Origin of the sequence: Staphylococcus sp. HMSC034G07, assembly GCF_001835975.1 — a bacterium.
GTDB classification, from domain to species: Bacteria; Bacillota; Bacilli; order Staphylococcales; family Staphylococcaceae; genus Staphylococcus; species Staphylococcus ureilyticus.
This window is the reverse complement of sequence record NZ_KV826591.1, coordinates 1-5,930: the sequence shown is the minus strand read 5'-3', so window position 1 is coordinate 5,930 and position 5,930 is coordinate 1. Positions and strand designations below refer to the sequence as shown.

The 5,930-nt window shown below is 37.0% G+C and carries 4 protein-coding genes; all 4 read left to right on the top strand.

All coding sequences use genetic code 11. The annotated features are described in order from the left end of the window. Positions 1–109: 109 nt before the first annotated feature. The 4 genes from HMPREF2586_RS01215 (at position 110) to lpdA (ending at position 5,800) form a co-directional block, all read left to right on the top strand. Complete coding sequence (locus HMPREF2586_RS01215) at positions 110–511, top strand: ArsR/SmtB family transcription factor (protein WP_002454665.1); 402 nt, start codon at positions 110–112, stop codon at positions 509–511. Between the two features lie 253 nt (positions 512–764). Next, positions 765–1,532, top strand: coding sequence for a ZIP family metal transporter (locus HMPREF2586_RS01210; protein ID WP_002454666.1), 768 nt, complete (start codon positions 765–767; stop codon positions 1,530–1,532). Between the two features lie 256 nt (positions 1,533–1,788). Then, the gene (locus HMPREF2586_RS01205) at positions 1,789–4,197 is read left to right on the top strand and encodes a heavy metal translocating P-type ATPase (RefSeq protein ID WP_070812598.1); all 2,409 of its coding nucleotides are present in this window, start codon (positions 1,789–1,791) and stop codon (positions 4,195–4,197) included. A 181-nt stretch (positions 4,198–4,378) separates the two neighbouring features. Further along, positions 4,379–5,800: a dihydrolipoyl dehydrogenase gene (gene lpdA, locus HMPREF2586_RS01200; protein WP_070812597.1), complete on the top strand. Its 1,422-nt coding sequence runs from the start codon at positions 4,379–4,381 to the stop codon at positions 5,798–5,800. Positions 5,801–5,930 lie beyond the last annotated feature (130 nt).

Below are 5,930 nucleotides of genomic sequence, written 5' to 3'. Positions count from 1 at the left end.
GGTTAGCTATATTTTTTACTTTGCAACAGAACCTTATTTATACTAATATATATATACAAACAATAATTTGAATGTTATTGTATACACTAATTACAGAGGAGGGGTTGTTTTGAGTATTACTTCCATAAATAAAAAAGAACATGATTTAGATGGTATAAAATCAAGGGGAAAAGATGCTTGTGAGACATTTATATTTGACCCAGAAAAGGTTGAGCGCCGTCAGCAGGAAGTCGGTCAAACGGATGGCTTATCACAATTGTTTAAAGTTTTTGCGGATGATACACGGTTGAAAATTGTTTATGCACTTACGCAAGAAGATGAAATGTGTGTCTGTGATGTAGCAACGATTATTGGTTCTACGAATGCTACTGCTTCACACCACCTACGTATGTTACGTAATATGGGGCTTGCCGAGTACCGTAAAAAAGGGAAGATGGTTTTTTATAGGCTAGTAAGTAATCATGTGCATCACCTTATGCAAGAAGCACTACAGTTGAAGGAAAAGAAGTAAATGTGATGAGTGTTGGGAAAAATTAGTTAAAATGTTACAAACAACTCAGTCCTTCGTTTTACATGATGGAATGCAGTTGCTCAAAAATAAACCATAAAAATTACCTAAGGAAAGACCATTAGATAAAAAATCATCTCAGGAGATTTAAGCCCTGGTATCCACTGGGGCTTAAATCTTGTTTTTTCTCTGAATTGTACCCTGATGGTCCAAACTATTTGTGAAATGGAATAAATTAAAGTAAGGAGAGTTTGTAATGTTCTCATGGACTGTAGTATCTCTTGTGTTACTCACAAGTATAGCTAATCTTGTTGGAGGACTTATTGTCGTGAGAAAAGAATGGTCCCCCAAAGCTCTTACATATTTAATGGCTTTTAGTGCAGGTTTTCTTTTATCCATAGGTATTCTTGATCTAATGCCAGAAGGATTAGAAAATTCACCTGAAAATGGAATCTATATATTAATAGGATTTTTAGTATTATTTGCCTTTCAAAGAATCCTCACAACTCATTTTCATTTCGGCTATGAAACACATGAGGATAAACTCAGTAAAAAAACGGGCGGTTTAGGTGCCTTTATCGGAATGACCATTCACAGTTTCTTTGATGGAGTCTCCATTGTTGCGGGATTTGAAGTAAGCAGTGAATTAGGTTTCCTTGTGTTTGTTGCTGTATTACTTCATAAAATACCAGATGGCTTAACCATTTCTTCGATTGTTCTTGTAGTATTTAATGACAGGAAAAAGGCGTTTATTGCCTCTGCAGTACTGGCTTTGGCTACTATATTTGGAGGGGCTTTAGTATGGCTACTCAGTGACACAGAATTTGCAGCTGAAGTACTTGGCGATTCTTTTGCAAGAATTGCTTTGTCCTTTTCAGCAGGTGTTTTTCTATATGTTGCAGCAACGGACTTACTTCCAGTTGTTAATCAATCTGAAAATCGAAAAACTGGTCTTTACGTTTTGCTTGGTGTAGCCGTTTTCTATATAGCTTCTTGGATCATAGGAGTTGTTGGGTTGGAATGAAAATATTAAAGGAATAGCCTTGAATAATCAGTTGAGGAAATTAAACAGAAAAGTTGAGTTTAGTCTTAGCAAAAAAAGAAATAAAATACAATCAAATAATCATTTGACTATCTATATGTGTGGATATATAATAGCAACAGAACATAACGTAATATTCAAATGAATATCATAATGATAGGTGGCCAAGAATATAAGAATTCCACAAGCATTGATTGATAAAAGATACATTGGTTAATTAAGAAGGAGGTTATTAAATATGAGTGAAGCAACGAAGCCATTAGAGAAGAAATATGTCTATCGTGTTGATGGATTTTCATGCGCAAACTGTGCAGGAAAGTTTGAAAGAAATGTTAAAAAAATTCCGGGAGTAGAGGATGCAAAAGTAAATTTTGGAGCATCCAAAATTTCCGTTTACGGAGAAGCAACGGTTGAAGAATTAGAAAAAGCAGGTGCTTTTGAGAACCTTAAAGTGGCTCCAGAAAAACCTAGGCGGCAGGCTCCGCAAGAGGTTAAAAAAGACAAAAATATATATCGTGTTGAAGGGTTTTCATGCGCAAACTGTGCAGGAAAGTTTGAAAGAAATGTTAAAAAAATTCCGAGTGTGGAGGATGCAAAAGTAAATTTTGGAGCATCTAAAATTTCCGTATACGGAGAAGCAACGATTGAAGAATTAGAAAAAGCAGGTGCTTTTGAGAATCTTAAAGTGTCCTCTGAAAAACCTGTACGGCAAGCTACACAAGAGATTAACCAGGAAAAAGAGGATGAAAAAGAAGAAAAAGTGCCATTCTATAAAAAGCACAGTACTTTACTCTATTCGACCTTATTGATTGTTTTCGGATATCTTTCAGTCTTTGTTAATGGGGATGAGAACATTGTTACTACATTATTATTTGTAGCATCGATGTTAATAGGAGGATTATCGCTTTTTAAAGTTGGTTTCCAAAACTTGTTACGCTTTGAATTTGACATGAAAACACTTATGACTGTTGCAGTTATAGGTGGTGCGATTATAGGAGAATGGGCAGAAGTTTCTGTTGTTGTCATACTCTTTGCAATTAGTGAAGCTCTAGAACGATTTTCTATGGATAAAGCGAGACAATCAATTCGATCATTAATGGATATTGCACCTAAAGAGGCACTTGTTAGACGAAAAGGTCAAGAAATGATGATTCATGTAGATGATATTGCAGTTGGAGATATTATGATTGTCAAACCTGGTCAAAAGATTGCCATGGATGGGATGGTTGTAAGTGGGTACTCTGCTGTTAATCAAGCTGCCATTACAGGTGAGTCAGTCCCTGTTGAAAAAACGGTTGATGATGAAGTATTTGCAGGTACTCTAAATGAAGAAGGATTACTTGAAGTAGAAATAACTAAATTAGTAGAAGATACAACCATTTCAAAAATTATTCATCTTGTAGAGGAAGCACAGGGAGAACGAGCACCATCTCAAGCCTTTGTAGAAAAATTTGCGAAATATTATACTCCGATCATCATCATCATAGCTGCGTTAGTTGCTGTAGTTCCACCATTATTCTTTGGGGCTAGTTGGGAAACATGGGTTTATCAAGGTTTAGCTGTTTTAGTCGTTGGTTGTCCATGTGCGTTGGTTATTTCCACCCCGATTTCGATTGTTTCAGCAATTGGAAATGCAGCGAAAAAGGGTGTCCTAATAAAAGGTGGCGTTTATTTAGAAGAAATGGGTGCCTTAAAGGCCATTGCTTTCGATAAAACAGGTACTTTGACAAAAGGTGTCCCTGTTGTAACTGATTTCAATGTGTTGAACAAACAGGTAGATGAAAATGAAATGCTATCCATCATTACTGCATTAGAGTATCGTTCTCAGCACCCTCTTGCATCAGCAATCATGAAAAGAGCAGAAGAGGCGAATATTTCTTATTCAGATGTTGTGGTAGATGACTTCTCTTCCATTACAGGAAAAGGAATTAAGGGTACTGTAGACGGAACGACCTATTATATTGGAAGTTCAAAACTATTTAAGGAACTGTCAAACTCTAGTTTTGATAAGAATTTAGAGAAAAAAGTTGCAACTCTTCAAAATCAAGGGAAAACTGCTATGGTTGTTGGAACTGCCAAAGAAATACTAGCTATTATTGCAGTAGCAGATGAAGTACGTGAATCAAGTAAAGAAGTCATTCAAAAACTACATCAACTTGGCATCAAAAATACAATTATGCTTACCGGTGATAATAAAGGTACTGCGAATGCCATTGGAAGTCATGTCGGAGTAAAAGAAGTTCAGGCTGAATTAATGCCTCAGGATAAATTGGATTATATTAAACAATTGAAATCGGAATACAACAACGTAGCTATGATTGGCGATGGTGTCAATGATGCACCTGCATTGGCAGCTTCCACTGTTGGAATTGCAATGGGTGGAGCTGGTACTGATACAGCATTAGAAACGGCGGACGTTGCACTAATGGGAGATGATTTAAGAAAACTTCCGTTTACGGTAAAACTAAGTCGAAAAGCGCTAAACACAATAAAAGCTAACATTACTTTTGCAATTGCTATTAAATTTATTGCCTTATTATTGGTTATTCCAGGTTGGTTAACACTCTGGATTGCGATTCTTTCAGATATGGGTGCAACTCTTCTTGTAGCGTTGAACAGTTTACGACTTATGCGAGTGAAAGAGTAAGAGTAAAAAGGGCTTTCCATTTAGAAAGCCCTTTTAATCAAAATGTAGATTATTTTTTATAAATTGTCTAATAAGAGAAGAAAAATAGGTGAAAATAAGAAAAAGGTTAGACACATATTACACAACTATATTCTTGAGTACAAATAGTAATTATAGTTACTTATCAAAGGAGGAATCTAGGATGACTGGAGAAGTGAAAAAAGATGTAGACCTTTTAGTGATAGGAGCAGGGTCTGGAGGTTATGTGGCGGCAATACGTGCTGCCCAGTTAGGAAAAAAGGTGGTACTGGTTGATAAGGCGGAGTTAGGAGGAGTTTGCCTTAATCGAGGGTGTATCCCTTCAAAAGCTCTTATTAGTGCATCTGAACGAGTCAAACACATTAAACATGCCAATACAATGGGGCTTAAGGTTTCGAGTGAGGTTCAAGTTGATATGCCAGAAGTAGTAAAGTGGAAGGACGGAATCGTGAACAAGCTAACAGATGGGATTCGCACCTTGTTAAAAGGAAATGGTGTAGAGGTCATCAGTGGGGAAGCCTATCTCACTGAAGCACATATTGCAAAAATAAAAATAGAGGACGAGGAACAGATTTTTTCCTACAAAGATTTAATTCTTGCAATAGGTTCTTTGCCAGTCGAGTTAAAAAGTATGCCATTTGATCAAAAAAGAATCATTTCTTCAACGGAGGCATTGCAACTACAGGAAGTACCCAATCATTTAGTTGTGGTAGGTGGTGGTTATATCGGTTTAGAGTTAGGTACTGCTTATGCAAAGTTTGGGGCAAAAGTGACCATCCTTGAGGGATCGGATACAATTTTGTCCGGGACAGATCCTATCCTAACAAAAACAGTAAAACGTCATTTAAAGGAAATTGGAATCACTGTTATAACGGATGCCCTTGTTCAAGGTGGAGAAAATACAGGCGATGAAGTTAACGTCCGTGTTCAAGTTGATGGAAAGGAAGAAATTATTCAAGGTGATTATTGCTTAGTTTCTATTGGGAGAAAACCAAACACAGGTAAAATTGGTCTGGAAAATATCGGAGTAGTATTAGACGACCAAGGATTTATTAAGATAAATAACAAATGTCAAACAAACATTGAACATGTTTATGCAATAGGGGATTGTGCTGGTGGTGACCTCCTTGCTCATAAAGCTAGTTATGAAGCAAAGATAGCAGCCGAAGTGATCAGTGGTCAAAATAGTGTGATTGATTTTCAAGCGATGCCTTTTGTTATCTTCAGCGATCCTGAAGTAGCCTATACAGGTTTAACAGAGAAGGAAGCAAAGGAAAAAGGATACGAAACAGTATCCAGTCGTTTTCCATTCCAAGCAAATGCTAGGGCGTTATCTGTCTCGGATGCAGATGGCTTTGTACAAGTTGTAGCCGAAAAGAATACGAAAAGAGTGTTAGGAGTACAGATGGTTGGACCAGAGGTATCCTCTCTGATTGCAGAGGCTGTTTTTGCGATTGAGGCTGGGGCAAATGCGGAAGATCTTAGCCTTACGATTCATGCTCATCCTACCTTACCAGAGCCACTTATGGAAGCAGCAGAAGGTGTGATGGGACATGCTACACATATGTTGAATAAAAAGCAATAATGTGAATGCAGGCCAACCTGCACTTTTTCATAAGTGCAGGTTGAATTTTTATTAATGGATGGAGACTCATGCACATTTTGTATTGATAGATGTATTACGGTTCTGTTGCAAAGTAAAAAATATAGCTAAC